This is a genomic window from Pantoea sp. YR525 (assembly GCF_900116775.1).
GTDB classification, from domain to species: domain Bacteria; phylum Pseudomonadota; class Gammaproteobacteria; order Enterobacterales; family Enterobacteriaceae; genus Pantoea; species Pantoea symbiotica.
Window position 1 is genome coordinate 482,037 of record NZ_FPBU01000001.1, and the last position, 16,435, is coordinate 498,471.

A 16,435-nucleotide genomic window follows, 5' to 3' on the forward strand; every position below is an offset into this window, starting at 1 on the left:
CTTAACACAGGCGGATCTTCCCGCTGCTGGCGATCGTTGCCACGTCGCCGTTGATCAGGCTGTAGCTGAAACTGAGCAGCGATTTATCTGCCTGCCACTGCAGCTGCAATTGCAGTTCAGCATCCGGCGGCACCGGCTGCTGAAACTTGATATTGTCGATGGCGGCAAAAGATTTACCGACAGCTAAACGCGTCAGACCATAATGCAGCGCCCAGTCAAGCTGCGCCACACCCGGCAAAATCGGCAGCGTCGGGAAATGGCCGCGAAACCAAAACAGATCAGCGGCAACGTGCAGGCGCAATGTCAGTGCATCGCCCTGCTGTTCGGCATGCAGTTCAACCGGCAACATCAAACAACTCCTCAATTTGTGGCCAGGCGCGTTTACTTTGTGCGGTGACAGGAATGGTTGTCACCACGCGCCAGTAGCGCGGCATCGCCACCGGCTCCAGCCAGGGTTGCAGCGCGCGTTTCCACTCAATCTTTAGCTGATGCAGCGTCGCCGCATCCAGCATTTCGGGCAGCGCCAGCACCACGCCAATCGCGTGGCGACCGTGACGCTGAATCGCCAGCGCGGCGGCATCGTCCACTCCGGGCAACGCCAGCAGGCGGCGTTCAATTTCACTCAACGAGACGCGCTTATCTTCAATCTTCACCACGCGATCCTGACGTCCCGCCAGCTGAAACTGCCCGGACGGCTGCTGCACGATACGATCGTCGAGCGCGCAACCGGCATCGGTTTCCAGCAAAGCGGAAAACACCCGCCAGCGTCCGGCTTCCTGCTCACGCAGAGTAATCTGCGGGAAACAGTGCCACAGTGCGTTCTCCTCGCTGGCGCAGCGCCAGCCAATCACGCCGGTTTCGGTACTGCCATAAATTTCATCAACCGTGCAGCTCAGCGCCTGTTGCGCATGCTGCGCCGCCGTCCACGGCAATGCGCCACCGGCGGAGACGATCAGCTCACAGCACGGCCCGGCCAGCGCCGGATCGAGACGACGCAAAAACGCTGGGCTGCTGATAAACGCGTAGCGACGATCGGGTGATTGATCGGCCAGCTGTTCGCTGTAGAAAATTTGCTGCGCCGCAAAGGGTAAACCCAGCGCCATCGGCAGCACGATACGGAAACTCAGGCCATACAGATGTTGATGGCTGACGGAGGCAATCACATGGCAATCACGTAAGCGTGCGCCCCACAAGGTGTTGAGCCAGCGGGCTTCAAGATCCAGCGCGCGCAGCGATTTCACCACGCGACGCGGCGTGCCGGTCGAACCGGACGTAAACAGCACCAGCGTGGCGTCGGTGGCGATCGGCGGTAATGCGTCGCTCGCCAGCGCGCCATCCCAGTACAACTGCGGCAAGGATACCGCCAGCGGCATATCGCTGATCACGCCATCGAGGCTGTCGGCCATCTCTTCCAGCTGGGCCGCGCGACAGTGTCCGGGGATCACCGGCGTTTTACCGGCGTGCCACAGCGCCAGCAGCGCGGCGGTGAAGGCATAACTGTTGTCAAAACACAGCGCCCAATATTGGCCGGGCTGATTTTGTAGCCGATCAACCAGCGCCTGCACCTGCTGACGCAAGATATGCAGCGTATATTGCTGTTGGCCGTGCCAGGCCACAATGCGATCCGGCGTGCTGAGCCAGTCGCGAAGGCTATGTAGGTTCATGCCTGTTTCCTTATGCGCTGACGCAGCAGCCATTCGCCGCCCATCAGCGTGCCCATCAGCAAATAGCTGATGCACCCATTCCAGAGTGTCCAAAGCGTGACATCATTGAGCAGGCAGGTGAGCAACGCCACGCTGCCGTTGAAGATGAAAAAGCCGCACCACACTTGCGTCACGCGGCGGGTATAACGCACCGCGCGCGGTGGCAGATCCGGTTCGCGCAGCCGCGCCAGCCGCTCCACCAGCGGCATTGGGCTCCACAATGACGCGCCAAACAGCAGCAGCATCAGCGCATTGACCACCAGCGGATACCACAACAGCAGATGTTGCGATCGCAGCAGCAGGCTGGCGAGGCATAACGCGCTGCCGACCAGCGCCAGCAGCAGCATCACGCGCGCCATCGGCCCGGCGGCGCGGCGCAGCGTCCAGACGCGCAGCACAAACAGCAGCGCCAGCAGAGCCGTCACGCCGCGCCACTGTGGCTGGGTGATGTTTAACCACACCAGAAACGGCCACGCCAGCAGCGCCACGCCGTTTAGCAGCCGCAGCAGCATACGATCAGGCTTCGTCGCGCATCAGTTGGTCGACGGCATCCACCACGTCCTGCACGGTACGCACCGCGCGGAAGGTTTCCGGTTTGATTTTGCGGCCGGTACGCTTTTGCAGATGCACCACCATATCCACCGCATCGATGCTATCCAGCTCGAGGTCTTCATACAGGCGAGCGTCCGGACGAATATCCTCCGGCTCAATTTCAAACAGCGAGGTGAGCAGCGAAGCCACTTCCTGGTAAATTTCGTTTTTGTTCATCATGTTGACTGTTCTCAGGCTTGCTGTTGTTCAACAAACGCGGCCAGTGTAGCCACGGAAAAAAAGTGCGCGCGCAGCGTTTCGCTCTCGGCTGAGAGCTGTACGCCGAAGCGATTTTTCACCGCCAGTCCCAGCTCCAGCGCATCGATTGAATCGAGGCCCAGCCCCTCGCCAAATAGCGGCGCGTCGGTTTCGATGTCGTCAGGGCTGATATCTTCCAGATTCAGCGTGTCGATAATCATCTGTTTGATGTCGTTAATCAGTACTTGCATAACTTAGTTGGTCTCGTCAGGCACCAGCGCCTGTTGCAGATGACGCGTCAGACGACGTGCGGCCAGCGGCTGCGCATCCTCTTCGGCTTCACTAAAGGCGTGGCTAGCAATACGCGATTGTACGCGTACAGTAAAAATCGGTTTAACCAGCGGAATCTGATACCAGCGGCTTTGCTTATCGAGCATGCGCTCGGTGCAGCTAATGTGTACCACGCGCAGATCGCAGCCAGCGCGCACCGCAATGTTGGCAGCTCCGCGCTGTAACTTCAGCGGCTCGCCATAACGCGTGCGCGTACCTTCCGGGAAAATCAGGATGGTATCGCCGCGCGCCAGACGCTGTTGGCTGTCCGGCAGCAGCGTATCGGCTTCGCTGTTAATCAGGTAATCGGCGGCGCGAATCACGCCACGGAAGAAAATGTTGTGCTGCAGCTCGGCTTTTACCAGGCAATCCATCTCCGGCAGCACCGACGCGATCATCACGTAATCGATCAATGACGGATGGTTGGCGACGATCAGGCAGCCGCGATCCTGTCGCAGCTGTTCTGCGCCAATGATCTGGTAATCGTACACGCCGACAAAACGGCAGAAACGCAAGAAGCAGCGGAAGCTCCACGCAATGCTGCTGCGGGCAATGTGGCGACGACGCAGCCCATCGCGCTGCACCAGCAGCAGAAGATTGAACCAGATCAGCGACAGCAACAGGCCTCCCACGCTGAACAGCGTGAAGCTGACGGCGGTCATTACCAGCCGCCAGTAATAGTTGAAACCAGGACGCGCCTGCGCCAGCGAATTATCCACCATGCTGACGCTCCCAGTGCCATTGATGGCGTTCGCCAGCCACGCTAAAACCTGCCGTGTTGTGCAGCATCGCCGCCAGAAATTGCAGACTTTGCGGCAGAACGTCATGCGGCTCAGTGGGTTTGCCCGCCTGTTCTTCGCAGCGCCACGCCTCGCCCGCGCGCAGCAGCAGCGCCACCGCGTACGGCGCATTAAAGCGATCGATTTCCGGCAGCCACGGCCGATAGTAATCCGGCACCACGCCGTCAAAATCCACCAGCAGCACCTGCGCGTAACCCGCCTGATGCAGCGTCGCTACTTCAATCAATCCTTGCTGGAAGCTATCGATACCGGCCGAAATCGAGGATGAAACCAGCGGCTGACGCGCGGCGATAGTCAAACTGCCTACCGCAGAGTTATGGACCGACATGGCGAAATCGGTCGGCGACAGCGCTTGCTGCTCCGCCAGCGCGGTGAGAATGCGCAGATTGCGTTCCAGTTCGCCGTGGCGACTGGTGAAGACGATGGCGTCCACGCTTTGCCGCGCCAATAGCGCCAGTCCGCACTCAACCGCCGCACGGCTGCCTGGGCTGAGACGACGCGCGGTCATCATCGGCAAAAATTGGGGTTTCGCGATAGGTTGCGTGGCATCTAACGCCGGTGCCTGTTGCGCCCAACGTTGCCACTCTTCTGCGGTGCTGTTGCCCGGCGCGATGGCGTGCCAGTCAACAAGGGAGTAAGCGAGTTTCATACCTGTATTCTTTCTTCAGCCTCAGGGATGGTCAGATTTTCGCTGCGCGGCATCCCTTCCTTGCTCTCAATACCCGTCATCCCATGCGGATGTCGCCGATTAACAAGGCGGGCACATGGCCCGCCTGTTTCTATTTCGGCAGCGTGTCGGCTAACTTTACAACATTATGTCAGCAATCACGCTTCGCGCTTATTTAGCGGCTTCGACCGCCAGACGCGTTTGAATGCCCTGGCTCAGATTTTGAATCCAGCGGTTGTAATTACGGTGAATCTGACCGCTACCGGCTTTCAGATTCTGGCTGCTGACATACTGGATTTGATAGCTGTTCGCGGTGTAATTCACGCGAATATCCGCCGTATGTCCGCGCTCGGCCAGATGACCATTCATCGCACCTGGACCCGCTGGCGTCATCACCCAATGGTTAGCGGCACCTGACTGGATGATCGCCTGCTTCATTTGATCATCTGAGTAGCTTTGACCCACGGTCTGGCTAACATTCTGGATCGGCGCAGTACGTGGCGCGCAACCGGTTAACAGGACCGCAGATACTAACAAAGCAAAACCGATTTTCTTATTCATCATTTCCTTTTCTTCCCCTGTCTTTGCAAGCCGCCTCAGTGGGCGACCGCGCTGGTAAACTTACCAACACTGTTCCGTTCAGACTGTGTAAAGCGGGCGGATAATAACATTATTTGTAAAGACAAGTAAAAATAAGCATGAATCACTTAAGAATCGTTTAATGCCGATTTAAAACTATTCACAGGCCCTCTTACGGCGGAATTTCTACCGAAAAATGGTCTTGTCGCATGATGTTTAACCCTGCCAGCCGCCACCGAGCGAACGATAAAGATCGATTTGTGCCAGCAGCAGCGTATTTTTTACTGAAACAATATTGAGCTGCGTGCTGAACAGCGTGCGCTGGGCATCCAGCTCATCCAGATAAGAGGCGTAACCGTTTTGATAGCGGTTATGCGCAATGCGATACGCTTCCGCCACATAACCTTCCTGCTTCTGCAACTCTTCAAGCTGCTCCTGACTGCGGCGAATGGCATCCAGCGCGTTATCCACATCGGAGAAAGCATTGCGTACCACTTTCTCATAGCCATAAAGTGCCTGATTGCGCGTTGCCATCGCCACATCAACCTGAGCAGTCAGCGCTTCGCGATTCAGCAGCGGTGCCAGAATGCTGCCGCCAATGCTCCACAAACGGAACGGATTATCCAGCAGCTGATGAAGTTCGCCGCTTTGCAAGGTGCCGCTGGCGGTGAGATTAAGCGACGGCAACAATTTGGCCTGGGATGATGCCAGTGACGCGTCGGCGGCCAGCAGCTGTCGCTGCGCCTGCACGATATCCGGCCGGCGATTCAGCAACTGCGACGGCAGCAGCGATGGCAAGATTTGCGGTTTGATATGGTCGAACTGGCTACTGCGCGCAATTTCACGCGGGTTCATGCCCACCAGCACGCTGAGCGCATTCTCCTGTTGCTCGATCTGATGCTGCAGCTGCGGGATCTGCGCTTTAGCCGTTTGATATTCCGAGGCGGCCTGCATCCATTCGAGACGCGAGGTGTAGCCGGTTTCAAACTGACGCTGCGCCAGATTGAGTGAATTTTCGCGCGTTGCTAACGTCGCTTCAGTGACGCGTAACTGCTCATCAAGTGCGCACAAGCTGAGATAGCCCGATGCCACCGAACTGGCGACGGTGAGCTCAGCGGCAGACGCGGCGGCACGCTGCGCATCCAGCGAAGCTTGCGCAGCGCGGATGCTGTTACTGCGGCTGCCCCATAAATCCACTTCATAGTTGGCCTGCAGCAATCCCTGAAACACCGCGTTTTCATACGGCTGACCGGTCGCCGCCGATAGCGCACGCTGATGCGTGGCCGCGACGCCCGCCGACAGCGTTGGGAAATTGTCGCCCTGCGCGGCACGTAATTCGGCACGGTATTGATCGACGCGTGAACGCGCCGTGAGAATATCGCTGTTGTGCTGCAACGCCTGCGTGACGAGGCGATTGAGATCGGCATCGCCAAAGTTCTGCCACCATTGCGCTTCCGGCAGCGCATGTGGGCCGACCTGCTGACGCCAGCTATCGGGAATCGGCAACGATGACGGCGCTTTTTCCACTTCCGTCGCACAGCCACCCACCATTAATGCCACGCACGTGGCTAACAGTAAGCGCTTCATGGCGCATCCTTGTGCGGTTCAGCGGCGGTATCAATGCTCACTTCCACCGACATGCCAGGGCGCAGCGCCTGCAGATCGTCGTTAAGAATTTTAATGCGTACCGGAATACGCTGGGCAATTTTCACAAAGTTGCCGGTGGCGTTATCCGGCGAGATAGCGCTGAATTCGGAACCGGCGGCAGGCGAAATAAACTCGACGCGGCCATCGTAATGCCTACCGTCTAACGCATCGACGCGGATGTTCACCGGCAAACCGGGACGCACGCGCGCCAGCTGGGTTTCTTTGAAGTTGGCGATGATCCATTTGTTTTCCGGCACCACCGAAGTCAATCGCGTGCCAGCGGTAACATAGGTGCCTTTACGCACCGACAGCTGACCGAGCTGGCCGCTGTCCGGCGCGATAATGCGTGTATTCGCCAGGTCGATGTTTGCCAGCTCTAACGCCGCCTGCGCACTGGCGACATCGCCTTGCAGTGAAGCCTTATTTACCACCACGGTTTGCAGATTCTGTTGTGAAACGGCGACCTGTGCATCCGCCTGACGCAACTGCGCCTGCGCCTGGGCATTCGCCGCGCGCGCGGCATCGCGTTCACGTACCGACAGCGAGCCGTCAGCCGCCAGATTTTCTACACGCTTGAGATCGAGGCTGCTTTTCAGCGCCTGCGCTTTGGCATTTTCCAGCGCCGCTTTGTTGCTGAGAATATTGGCTTCGGCACTTTTACGCTGCTGCTGGTTATTGTTCTGCGCGGCGATTTTCATATCCAGCTGCGCCTGCGCCTGATGCACGCGCTGACGGTAAATACGATCGTCGATGGTCATCAGCAACTGGCCTTTGGTTACCGGCTGCAAATCCACCACGTTAACCTCGGTCAGATAGCCATTCACCTGCGGGCTAATAAAGGTCACCTGGCCGCGCACGTAGGCGTTTTCCGTCGACTGAACGGTGCTGGTGAACGGCCACAGCTGCCAGGCATACAGAATTACCAGCACGCCGACGATAACAATGCCGCTGCCGGCGGCGATGGAAAGAATGCGTCGGCGGTTGCTGCGCTCGCGCTCCGCCGCCTGAATGTCGTCCTGTTGGCTCATGAATTCTCCGTCGGGGTTACTGGTTGTGCCGCATTCATTTTGGTCTGACGCCAGTTGATATAGCGTAAACGCGTCAGGCGATACAGCACCCAGATTAAGGTGATGAAAGCCAGCGCGGCGGTAAGAAGATAGGTGTCGTTATAGGCCAGCACGTTGGCTTGCAGCGTCGCCACGATTTGCAGCTGGCTGCTGCTTTGCGCGCTGAGTAGAACGCTATCCGGCAACTGGCTGCTGAACAGCGAGCTGTACTGGCTGAGGCGTTCGGTAACGTTGGGATCGAGCTGCGACAGCTGATCGCCCAATAAGCTGGAGTGATACTTTTCGCGCCACGTCTGGAACGTGCCGAGAATGGCCGCGCCGATCAAGCCGCCTAAGTTCTGGCTCATGCCAAACAGCACCGAGAAGCTCACCAGGTTCTTCGGCTGCGTCACCACGCCGCCAATCCCCAGCAGCATGGCGGGCCCGAGGAAGAAGGCGCTGCCGAAGCCGAGTAAAAACTGGCTAAAGTAGAGATTGTTGGCACGCGTTAGCGGGCTGGATTGCGCATCCATGAGTGAGGCGACGATCATCACCACCAATGACGCGACAATCGGCCAGCTCAGATGCGTAGGTTTGATGGTTAACGCGCTGGCGATCATGCCGCAAATTACCCCGGCGATGATCGCTAACGCCAGACCGCGCATCTGATCGTTGAGTAAACCGAGTTGCTGCAGGAAGCCGACCGCACCGGTGTTTTGTTCAGCCAGCAGAATACGCATCATGATCATCACAATGCCGAGCCGTACAATCATTCCATTGCTGAGCCAGCGCGTGTTTATCAATGGATTTTTACGATTGTGCTCGACGACGATCGCCGCCACGATCAATACCAGCGCCAGCGCCAATGCCACACCGAGCCACGGCGTGCTGAACCACCATTCGATACGTCCTAGCGACAGCACCGCACACAACAGCGCCATGCCCGGTGCCATCAGCATAAAGGTGAGGAAATCCATCTTTTCAAACGCTTTAATGCGGTCGCCGGGCGGCAGTTTCACCACCAGCACGCAGCCCAGCGAGAGCAGCGCCAGACCGAGTTCAAACAGGTACAAACCGCGCCACTCTTGCAGCTGCAGCAGTTCGGTGGAGAACAATCTAGCCAGCGGAATCGCCAGCTGCGACGCGGTAATACCAATCACCAGGGCTTTAAGCCGATGCTTCGCGGGCCACGCCTGAATCTGGTAATAGATGCCGAGCGAACTGAGCGCCGCACCAACCATGCCGTGCGCGGTGCGCACAATGATGGCCGAGCTGAGATCGTTGGCCAGCAGGTGGAAAAACGCCACGATCACATACAGCACCAGAAACGCTTCAGTGAACAGCCGCAGACCAAACTGCTGGCGGAACTTCACCAGCAGCAGGTTGATGGAGATGTTGCCCATCACATACACCGCAGGCAGCCAGGCGATCTCATTGCTGTATGCGCCAAAAGTGCCTTGCAGATTGGTGAGGTTGGCAGAGACCAGCGCGTTACTCAACGCGCCGGTAATTGAGATCAGTAAACCGATGATGCCAAACGCGATGCGCTTCGAGGGCGAATGCAGCGGCGTTGAGGGCGAACCCGGCAGCATCGGCTTTTCATGTGGCAGCCATTCGCGTGGGGCATAAGGATTACGTTTCGCCACGGTTAAACGCTTCCCAGACGCGCCAGCAGTTGTTTCAGCACCTGTTCCGTTATCGCCAGCGATTCGGGATCGATATCCGCCAGCAACTGCGCACGTAGCGCATCGGCCTGGGTTTTCACTTCGGCAAAGGCCACGCTGCCTTGCTCCGTCAAAATCAGCAGGCGCTTGCGGCGATCTTCCGGCGGCTGCACGCGCGCCAACAGCTGCTGCTTCACCAAACGATCTACCAAGGGCACGACGCTGGCCTCTTCCAGACCGAGCAATTGCGCCAGGGCTTTTTGCGTTGGCGGCTCGGCGGCGGTAGCAACGCTGGCAATCGCCATCCAGCTGCTCATACTTAATCCGCTCTCTTTGAGGCGACGATCAACGGCCAAACGCCACGCGTGCGCGGTGAGATGCAGCAAACGAGAAAAGGGTTGCGGATAGTCGCTCAAAACGTAGTGGCCTAATGGTTAGGTATCTAACTAAACGGGAGCGTTATTATAGGCGAAGCCGCTCACCAATGAAAACGTTGCTTACATCAGCAAACGTAGTTGGCACGGCAAAAAATCTCCAGCTTTCTGTATCAGTTGTACAACTCGCGGATTTTTTTGCTGTTCCTGCATAGGTTTGTATAGATTTCAGAAAACATTACAAATTATAACTCTTTGTTAAATATACATTAGCACAAATTGCTTAAGATCCTTGTTGTACAAGTTACTCCAGATTGTATAAGTTTACATCCCGCGAGCCAGCTGATGGCTCCGTAACGAATGATGCACTTTGCGTCGCCTCTGAAGGTGTTGTGGATTTCCACCTTCAGAGGTGTCTTTTTGCGTTGGTTGATGAGTTGGGTGGTGCGCGCCTGTCCGCGTGCACGTTTTTTCATCAAGGAGCTGAAGGCACATTGCCATCAGGCCGATCTTAAGGGCTTCACATATGCAAAACGCCGCAAACAGTAGCGCTGCCATCGCTGACTACTTCAAACTGGCCGGTAACAGCGACAGCAGTGAGATGGAAGTTTTCGGGCAGATCATCGCCGAAATCCTGCAAGCCGGTATGCCGGTTTCCAATAAAGCGATTATTGCATCGCTGATTAACCGTCTTGAGATGGAAAGCGATGTGATTCAGCTGGATATTTATCGCCACCTGCTTGAATTGGTTGTGAATAAAACACCTGACGATCTCGCGGTTTAAAGCCGGATTCCAGGGATGGAATCACCCTCACCTGCCCCAACGCGCTAGCGTCTAATCTTATTGCCCGGTAACATCCTCTCTCGAAAATTCTAACTGGTTACTGCCGTACCGCGACGGTATGCGCACAATAATAAAAGAGCCTGCACAATCTATGAGCCAACCAACTGAGCGCACCACTACGGTGGAGAGCGATATCACCGTGGGGCGCGTATTACGTTCGCCTGCCCTGCTAACCCGCGAGTGTCTGGCCGGCATTATTACCGCGCTGGCGCTGATTCCTGAAGTGATCTCCTTCTCCGTGATTGCCGGTGTCGATCCCAAAGTCAGCCTTGTGGCCTCGGTGGTGCTGTGCCTGACGCTGTCGATTCTGGGTGGTCGTCCGGCGATGGTCACAGCTGCAGCCGGTTCTGTGGCGCTGGTGATCGGCCCGATGGTGCATGCGCATGGCGTCGAATACATTCTGCCGGCGGTAATTATGGGTGGCGTTATCCAGATTATCTTTGGCCTTGCTGGGTTGTCGCGCATGATGCGCTATATCCCGCGCTCGGTAATGATCGGCTTCGTCAACGCCCTCGGCATCCTGATCTTCTTTGCGCAAGTCCCGCACGTTTGGGGGCAATCCACTTTGGTGTGGGCTCTGTTTGCCGTGACGTTGGCGATTGTGCTGCTGCTGCCGAAAGTGCTGAAAAGCGTCCCATCACCGCTGGTCGCCATTGTGGTGGTGACGGCTGTAGCGTTGCTGCTCGGCTATCGTGTACCGAACGTCGGCGATGAAGGGCCAATGACCGCTGGTCTGCCTGGCTTCACCACTTTATTGGTGCCAATCAATCTACACACCCTGCAAATCATCTGGCCAACCGCCTTGAGCATCGCCTTTGTTGGCCTGATGGAATCGCTGCTGACCGCCAAACTGGTGGATGACATCACCGATACGCCTTCCGGTAAACGCCGTGAATCCTGGGCGCTCGGCGTTGGCAACATTCTGGCCGGCTTTTATGGCGGCATCGCCGGTTGCGCGATGATCGGTCAAACCATCGTTAACGTCGAGCTGGGCAAAGCGCGTACGCGTGTTTCGACCATCGCGGCGGGTATCGTGCTGCTGTTATTAGTGACAGGACTGAGCCAGATTATGGCGCAGATCCCAATGGTGGTGCTGGCGGGCATTATGATGGTGGTGGCGGTGAAAACCGTGAACTGGCACAGCCTGCAACCGGCAACGTTGAAACGCATGCCGTGGTCTGAAACCTTTGTAATGGTGCTGACGGTGGCGGTCACCGTGTGGACCGGCAACCTGGCGATTGGCGTACTGGTTGGTGTAATTCTGGCAATGATGCTGTTTGCCCGCCGTATCGCCCATGTGATTCACGCAGAACGCCACTTGAGCGACGATGGCGAACAGGTCAATTACACCGTGCGCGGCCCGCTGTTCTTCGGTAGCAGCAATGATTTGTTTGAGCACTTCAATTACGGCCACGATCCTAAATCTGTCACTATCGATTTAACCCATGCGCAGATTTGGGACGCATCCAGCGTGGCGGCCCTTGATGCCATCGAATATCGCTATCAGCGCCATGGCGCGAAAGTCACCTTTATTGGGCTGGATAACCGCAGCAGCGATTTCCGCGAGCGGCTGAGTGGGAACTTGGGATAGCAATTATTAGGATTGAGACGAAAAACGCCGGAAATCCGGCGTTTTTTATGCATATTACCGCGCTTCGCTTGCGTAATGTGCTGTCACTGACTTTGCTTACCTCAAGGTCAATCCTTTGATCTCTTTGAGATTGGTTACTCAATCGCTCATTTATGAGGAGCAATAGATGAAAGTTTTAGCAAAAGCAGCATTGGTGACGTTAACGTTGGTCTCGTTGGCGGGCTGTATGCACAAAAGTGATGCGGTCGGCGGCGATGGGCGTCCACATGCGCCAAGTAACCAACCAGTGCCAGGCGCCAGCGAAGGTGCCGGTCCGGTGGGACAACCACAATCGTAATGATTTGCCCGGCTTTGCCGGGTTTTTAATTGATTTTAGTAAAAGACAAAAACAAAAAAACCGCCCTTAGGCGGTTACGACATTACTGCTTATTGCTTTATTTTATTCGTTTTATCAACTGCGAATATGGTGCCCGGGGCGGGACTTGAACCCGCACAGCCATAAGCCGAGGGATTTTAAATCCCTTGTGTCTACCGATTTCACCACCCGGGCAGGGTGTAAATTGGAGGCGCGTCCCGGAGTCGAACCGAGGTAGACGGATTTGCAATCCGTTGCATGGCCACTCTGCCAACGCGCCTTTAATCTGATATGTAATCCGTTGAATACGAATCACTAAATTTGGAGCGGGAAACGAGACTCGAACTCGCGACCCCGACCTTGGCAAGGTCGTGCTCTACCAACTGAGCTATTCCCGCATAATCTTCGCCTGTTAACTTGTTGCTACGTTGGCTGCCTTCACTCACCCAGGTCACTTACTAATGTAAGCTCCCAGGGACTCGTTCAGTTGCCGACTTGCACCAACTTAACATGCTCGATTCTGTTACATCATTCATCGAACTTACTGATTTCACTCAGCTTCTTGCAGACTCGCTGCTGTTCGATGCGATGCATTCTACTTATCTGACGCAGTGAGTCAATATAATTATCCACACACTGCGTCCGTTTGCTGCTTTTTAAATCGCATCGATCAGCTATCGAGCAAATCGCCGCGCGCCGCGCTCAAATACTGGAACATTGACCAGAAAGTCAGCACCGCGGCGATGTACAGCGCAACCACACCCACGCCTACCACCGTGGCTTCAGGACGCCACAGCAAGGCGAACAGCGAGAACATCTGCGCGGTGGTTTTCACTTTGCCGATCCACGACACCGCTACGCTGCTGCGTTTGCCAATCTCTGCCATCCACTCACGCAGCGCAGAGATTATGATCTCGCGGGCGATCATGGTTGCCGCAGGCAGCGTAATCCACCATGCATGGAAATGCTCCGCTACCAGTACCAGCGCAATCGCCACCAGCACTTTATCCGCCACCGGATCGAGGAACGCGCCAAAACGCGTGGTCTGCTTCCAGCGACGCGCTAAAAACCCATCAAACCAGTCAGTGACCGCAGCAATCACAAAGATCAGTGCGGTAGCAAAAGGAGCCCATTGAAATGGCAGATAAAACGCCAGGACAAAGAAGGGAATAAGTACGACTCGAAACAGGGTAAGACACGTCGGAATGTTAAATTGCATATGCCAGTAACTGTCTGGTGTGAGTAGGGTTTCATGTATGTTCCTACATTGCCCCCCCTCTTTCAACGTTAGTGTTTCAGTGAGTAGTAGATTTTTTCCGCCAGCGCGGTAGAAATTCCCGGCACTTTGGCGATCTCATCGACGCTTGCATTCATCAACGGTTGCAGGCCGCCCATATACTTGAGCAGCTGTTGGCGCCGTTTTGGCCCCACGCCTTCAATGCTTTCCAGTGCGCTGGTGTTCTTCACTTTGGCGCGTTTTTTCCGGTGACCTGAAATCGCATGATTGTGAGAGTCATCACGAATATGCTGGATCACATGCAGTGCAGGCGAGTCTGGCGGTAAAGAAACGCCCTCACCTTCCGCTTCAAAGAACAGCGTTTCCAGCCCGGCTTTACGATCGCTGCCCTTCGCCACGCCGAGTAAAATCGGACGATCTTTATCCCACGGCACATTCAGCTCGGCGAACACCTGTTTCGCCTGCGCTAACTGGCCTTTACCGCCGTCGATGATAATCACGTCGGGGATTTTGTCCTCTTCCAGCGCTTTGCCATAACGACGGCGCAGCACCTGATTCATCGCCGCGTAATCATCGCCCGGCGTGATACCTTCAATGTTGTAGCGACGGTAATCGGAACGCAGCGGGCCATCACGGTTGAACACCACGCACGATGCAATGGTCTGCTCGCCCATGGTGTGGCTGATGTCGAAGCACTCCATGCGATGGATGGTGTCAAGCTCGAGGAACGTCGCCAGCGCCGCCAGACGCTGTTGAATGGTCGAGTGCTGCGACAGCTTGGTAATCAGCGCCGTCGCCGCATTGGTACGCGCCAGTTTCAGGTAGCGCGCGCGGTCGCCACGCGGCTTACTTTGAATATTCACTTTACGCCCCGCCAGCACGCTAAGCGATTCGGCCAGCAGCTCGCGTTCTGGCAGATTAAAGTCCAGCAGGATTTCCGCCGGCAAAGTGCGCGCTTCACTCCCTTGTAGATAGAACTGGCCGACAAAGGTTTGCACCACTTCGGTCAGTTCGGTATCAGCGGGCACTTTCGGGAAGTAGCTGCGGCTGCCGAGCACTTTGCCCTGACGAATAAACAGCACGTGCAAACAAGCCATGCCGGCATCAAAGGCCACGCCCATCACATCCAGGTCTTCACCCTGATTGGAGACGAACTGCCGCTCGGTAACACGCCTTACCGCCTGAATCTGGTCACGTAAGATCCCCGCCTCTTCAAAACGCAGTTCCTCACTGGCCTTTTCCATGCGTTTGACCAGTTGATTGATCACCTGATCATCTTTGCCCGCAAGGAACAGACGCACGTAATCGGTTTGCTGCGCATACTCCTCTTCGCTGACCAGCCCCGAAACGCAAGGCCCAAGGCAGCGGCCAATCTGATACTGCAAACACGGGCGCGAACGGTTGCGATACACGCTGTTTTCACACTGACGAATCGGGAACACCTTCTGCAACAACGCGAGGGTTTCACGCACCGCATAGCCATTTGGAAACGGCCCAAAATATTCGCCTTTAGCATGCTTCGCGCCACGGTGCATCGCCAGGCGCGGATGGGTATCGCTGCTGAGGAAAATGTAAGGATAGGATTTGTCATCGCGCAGCAGCACGTTATAGCGCGGCTGGTAGAGCTTGATGTAGTTATGCTCCAGCAGCAGCGCTTCCGTTTCAGTGTGCGTCACGGTGACGTCGATGTTCTGGATGTTGCTGACCAGCACTTCAGTTTTGCGACTGCCCACCTGCGTACGGAAGTAGCTGGTCAGGCGCTTTTTGAGGTCTTTGGCTTTACCAACATAGATCACCATGCCGGTCGCATCGTACATACGGTAGACGCCGGGTTGGCTGGTCACGGTGCTGAGAAAGGCTTTGGAATTGAAGACGTCACTCACTACTGATTAATGGCTCCGCATTGAACAGGCCATGTCGAATGGCCAAATGCGTTAACTCGACGTCGCCACTGATATTCAGCTTACTGAACATGCGATAGCGGTAACTGTTAACGGTTTTCGGGCTGAGACTGAGTTGTTCGGAGATTTCCGTCACTTTCTGCCCGCGCGTGATCATCAGCATAATCTGCAATTCCCTTTCCGACAAACAGCTGAACGGTGATTCGGCTTTTTGCGGTTCGATCTGGCTGAGTGCCATTTGCTGAGCAATATCGGAGGCGATATAGCGTTGCCCCGAATGTACCGAGCGAATCGCACTTACCACTTCCTGTGGCGCGGCACCTTTGCTGAGATAACCCGCTGCGCCCGCCTGCATCACTTTCGCCGGCAGTGGATTTTCGGTATGAATGGTGAGCATGATGATGCGGATGTCGGGGTTAAAGCGCACAATTTTGCGTGTTGCTTCCAGGCCGCCAATACCGGGCATGTTCATGTCCATCAGCACCACGTCAACCGGATTGCTGCGGCACCATTTCACGGCGTCTTCACCGCAGGCCGCTTCACCGGCTATGACGAGTCCTTTCATATCTTCCAGAATGCGGCGAATACCGGCGCGGACCAGTTCATGGTCATCAACAAGAAGCAGGCTGATCAACGGGACGTACTCCGCAGGTTAAGAAAGGGAAATATATTTCAGAGCGGCTATCTTACCGGTTTTCAGGTGGAAAAAACATCTATCGCCACAGATAAATCTCAAATGAAATGATGCAAATCAATAACATTCTTTTGATCTTGCTTTTACAGCACCGGGCAATAACATGCAAAATTAGAGAAGTAAAATTGTGACTAATATCATTAAGTTATAATTTATAGCTCGATTTTGTTATCGCACTCTGTTTGCCGGGTAAATAACAGCTAAACGCTAATTC

The 16,435-nt window shown here is 55.8% G+C and carries 18 protein-coding genes and 3 tRNA genes; 3 read left to right on the forward strand and 18 right to left on the reverse strand.

What is annotated here, in order from left to right; translation table 11 throughout:
* Position 1: 1 nt before the first annotated feature.
* From BM323_RS02220 to BM323_RS02275, 12 genes are all read right to left on the reverse strand, one after another.
* Positions 2-349, reverse strand: coding sequence for an ApeI family dehydratase (locus tag BM323_RS02220; RefSeq protein WP_008102287.1), 348 nt, complete (start codon positions 347-349; stop codon positions 2-4).
* Positions 336-1,664, reverse strand: coding sequence for an AMP-binding protein (locus BM323_RS02225; RefSeq protein ID WP_008102290.1), 1,329 nt, complete (start codon positions 1,662-1,664; stop codon positions 336-338). Before BM323_RS02225 ends, BM323_RS02220 begins: the two co-directional genes overlap by 14 nt.
* Entirely contained in the window at positions 1,661-2,215 is a 555-nt protein-coding gene (locus BM323_RS02230; protein WP_008102292.1) for a COG4648 family protein, read from the reverse strand. The genes BM323_RS02225 and BM323_RS02230 overlap by 4 nt, the downstream gene beginning before the upstream one ends.
* Positions 2,216-2,219: 4 nt before the next feature.
* The gene (locus BM323_RS02235; RefSeq protein ID WP_008102294.1) at positions 2,220-2,474 is read right to left on the reverse strand and encodes an acyl carrier protein; all 255 of its coding nucleotides are present in this window, start codon (positions 2,472-2,474) and stop codon (positions 2,220-2,222) included.
* Between the two features lie 11 nt (positions 2,475-2,485).
* The gene (locus BM323_RS02240) at positions 2,486-2,743 is read right to left on the reverse strand and encodes a phosphopantetheine-binding protein (RefSeq protein ID WP_007887282.1); all 258 of its coding nucleotides are present in this window, start codon (positions 2,741-2,743) and stop codon (positions 2,486-2,488) included.
* 3 nt (positions 2,744-2,746) lie between these two features.
* The gene (locus BM323_RS02245; RefSeq protein WP_008102296.1) at positions 2,747-3,544 is read right to left on the reverse strand and encodes a lysophospholipid acyltransferase family protein; all 798 of its coding nucleotides are present in this window, start codon (positions 3,542-3,544) and stop codon (positions 2,747-2,749) included.
* Entirely contained in the window at positions 3,534-4,271 is a 738-nt protein-coding gene (locus BM323_RS02250; RefSeq protein ID WP_008102298.1) for a beta-ketoacyl synthase chain length factor, read from the reverse strand. The genes BM323_RS02245 and BM323_RS02250 overlap by 11 nt, the downstream gene beginning before the upstream one ends.
* Positions 4,272-4,460: 189 nt before the next feature.
* Positions 4,461-4,850 carry a hypothetical protein gene (locus BM323_RS02255; RefSeq protein WP_036647881.1) on the reverse strand — a complete coding sequence of 130 codons (390 nt, stop codon included), beginning with the start codon at positions 4,848-4,850 and terminating at the stop codon, positions 4,461-4,463.
* 234 nt (positions 4,851-5,084) lie between these two features.
* Positions 5,085-6,455, reverse strand: coding sequence for an efflux transporter outer membrane subunit (locus tag BM323_RS02260; protein WP_008102303.1), 1,371 nt, complete (start codon positions 6,453-6,455; stop codon positions 5,085-5,087).
* On the reverse strand, positions 6,452-7,543 hold the full coding sequence (locus BM323_RS02265; protein ID WP_008102304.1) for an HlyD family secretion protein: 1,092 nt from the start codon (positions 7,541-7,543) through the stop codon (positions 6,452-6,454). Before BM323_RS02265 ends, BM323_RS02260 begins: the two co-directional genes overlap by 4 nt.
* A complete protein-coding gene (locus BM323_RS02270) occupies positions 7,540-9,207 on the reverse strand; it encodes an MFS transporter (RefSeq protein ID WP_091003194.1) in 1,668 nt (555 codons plus the stop codon). Before BM323_RS02270 ends, BM323_RS02265 begins: the two co-directional genes overlap by 4 nt.
* A 2-nt stretch (positions 9,208-9,209) precedes the next feature.
* Entirely contained in the window at positions 9,210-9,641 is a 432-nt protein-coding gene (locus BM323_RS02275) for a MarR family winged helix-turn-helix transcriptional regulator (RefSeq protein ID WP_008102308.1), read from the reverse strand.
* Positions 9,642-10,125: 484 nt separating this feature from the next.
* Between BM323_RS02275 and BM323_RS02280 the strand changes: the two genes are divergently transcribed.
* From BM323_RS02280 to BM323_RS24455, 3 genes are all read left to right on the forward strand, one after another.
* Entirely contained in the window at positions 10,126-10,383 is a 258-nt protein-coding gene (locus BM323_RS02280) for a biofilm/acid-resistance regulator YmgB/AriR (RefSeq protein WP_008102310.1), read from the forward strand.
* 151 nt (positions 10,384-10,534) lie between these two features.
* Entirely contained in the window at positions 10,535-12,034 is a 1,500-nt protein-coding gene (locus BM323_RS02285) for a SulP family inorganic anion transporter (protein WP_008102312.1), read from the forward strand.
* Positions 12,035-12,200: 166 nt separating this feature from the next.
* The gene (locus BM323_RS24455; protein WP_008102314.1) at positions 12,201-12,371 is read left to right on the forward strand and encodes a hypothetical protein; all 171 of its coding nucleotides are present in this window, start codon (positions 12,201-12,203) and stop codon (positions 12,369-12,371) included.
* A gap of 127 nt (positions 12,372-12,498) precedes the next feature.
* Here the strand turns inward: BM323_RS24455 and BM323_RS02290 are convergent.
* The 6 genes from BM323_RS02290 to uvrY form a co-directional block, all read right to left on the reverse strand.
* Positions 12,499-12,584: transfer RNA gene (locus BM323_RS02290), tRNA-Leu, on the reverse strand.
* 11 nt (positions 12,585-12,595) lie between these two features.
* A tRNA-Cys gene (locus BM323_RS02295) sits at positions 12,596-12,669 on the reverse strand.
* A gap of 42 nt (positions 12,670-12,711) precedes the next feature.
* Positions 12,712-12,787 (reverse strand) — tRNA-Gly (locus BM323_RS02300).
* A 272-nt stretch (positions 12,788-13,059) separates the two neighbouring features.
* A complete protein-coding gene (pgsA, locus tag BM323_RS02305) occupies positions 13,060-13,608 on the reverse strand; it encodes a CDP-diacylglycerol--glycerol-3-phosphate 3-phosphatidyltransferase (RefSeq protein WP_008102316.1) in 549 nt (182 codons plus the stop codon).
* A 68-nt stretch (positions 13,609-13,676) separates the two neighbouring features.
* Positions 13,677-15,509 (reverse strand): excinuclease ABC subunit UvrC, encoded by a 1,833-nt coding sequence (gene uvrC, locus BM323_RS02310; protein WP_008102318.1) that lies wholly within the window; start codon positions 15,507-15,509, stop codon positions 13,677-13,679.
* Entirely contained in the window at positions 15,502-16,161 is a 660-nt protein-coding gene (gene uvrY, locus BM323_RS02315) for a UvrY/SirA/GacA family response regulator transcription factor (protein ID WP_008102320.1), read from the reverse strand. The genes uvrC and uvrY overlap by 8 nt, the downstream gene beginning before the upstream one ends.
* Positions 16,162-16,435: the final 274 nt, after the last annotated feature.

Bases quoted from the DNA above. Each gene is read 5' to 3' on its own strand.
- BM323_RS02220 (WP_008102287.1), bottom strand. From the start codon at position 349: ATGTTGCCGGTTGAACTGCATGCCGAACAGCAGGGCGATGCACTGACA.
- BM323_RS02225 (WP_008102290.1), bottom strand. From the start codon at position 1,664: ATGAACCTACATAGCCTTCGCGACTGGCTCAGCACGCCGGATCGCATT.
- BM323_RS02230 (WP_008102292.1), bottom strand. From the start codon at position 2,215: ATGCTGCTGCGGCTGCTAAACGGCGTGGCGCTGCTGGCGTGGCCGTTT.
- BM323_RS02235 (WP_008102294.1), bottom strand. From the start codon at position 2,474: ATGATGAACAAAAACGAAATTTACCAGGAAGTGGCTTCGCTGCTCACC.
- BM323_RS02240 (WP_007887282.1), bottom strand. From the start codon at position 2,743: ATGCAAGTACTGATTAACGACATCAAACAGATGATTATCGACACGCTG.
- BM323_RS02245 (WP_008102296.1), bottom strand. From the start codon at position 3,544: ATGGTGGATAATTCGCTGGCGCAGGCGCGTCCTGGTTTCAACTATTAC.
- BM323_RS02250 (WP_008102298.1), bottom strand. From the start codon at position 4,271: ATGAAACTCGCTTACTCCCTTGTTGACTGGCACGCCATCGCGCCGGGC.
- BM323_RS02255 (WP_036647881.1), bottom strand. From the start codon at position 4,850: ATGAATAAGAAAATCGGTTTTGCTTTGTTAGTATCTGCGGTCCTGTTA.
- BM323_RS02260 (WP_008102303.1), bottom strand. From the start codon at position 6,455: ATGAAGCGCTTACTGTTAGCCACGTGCGTGGCATTAATGGTGGGTGGC.
- BM323_RS02265 (WP_008102304.1), bottom strand. From the start codon at position 7,543: ATGAGCCAACAGGACGACATTCAGGCGGCGGAGCGCGAGCGCAGCAAC.
- BM323_RS02280 (WP_008102310.1), top strand. From the start codon at position 10,126: ATGCAAAACGCCGCAAACAGTAGCGCTGCCATCGCTGACTACTTCAAA.
- BM323_RS02285 (WP_008102312.1), top strand. From the start codon at position 10,535: ATGAGCCAACCAACTGAGCGCACCACTACGGTGGAGAGCGATATCACC.
- BM323_RS24455 (WP_008102314.1), top strand. From the start codon at position 12,201: ATGAAAGTTTTAGCAAAAGCAGCATTGGTGACGTTAACGTTGGTCTCG.
- pgsA (WP_008102316.1), bottom strand. From the start codon at position 13,608: ATGCAATTTAACATTCCGACGTGTCTTACCCTGTTTCGAGTCGTACTT.